1 pseudogene is annotated in these 439 nt (G+C 52.6%); it reads left to right on the top strand.

The features are described from left to right. Nucleotides 1-439, top strand: a pseudogene (locus ACU8YC_RS27955) (hypothetical protein); the annotation flags it as partial.

The raw sequence follows: 439 nt of genomic DNA, 5'->3' as shown, positions 1-439 counted from the left end.
GGCGCGACAATCCAGCGCCGGTAAGTACGAAAGCACCTGCTCAATCAGTGAAGGCAGCGAGGATGCTGTTTACTTCGTGGTTAAGCGTACCATCAATGGGCAGGCCGTTCGTGACATCGAGCGTCTTTCCAGTCGCCTGTTCACCAATGATGAGGACGCGTTCTTTGTAGACTGCGGCCTGAGCTACGACGGACGAAACACATCATTACGCACAATGACCATCAGCGGTGGAACGGGTGACTGGAGCTATCAGGTTGATTATCCGGTTACGGTGAGTGGTGGATCGTATTTCGTTAATACTGATGTCGGTGTTCAGATTCAGTTCCCATATACCGGAACGGATCCAGACACCAACGAACCGGTGGCTAAAGAGCTGCGCGGCGATATCATCTCGGTAACAAGCACTACCGCAGTTACCGTCCGCTTCAATCGCAACGTT

Source organism: Citrobacter sp. VF227, assembly GCF_052950715.1.
Note: the sequence above shows the minus strand (reverse complement) of the source record. Positions and strands in the feature narration are given on the sequence as shown.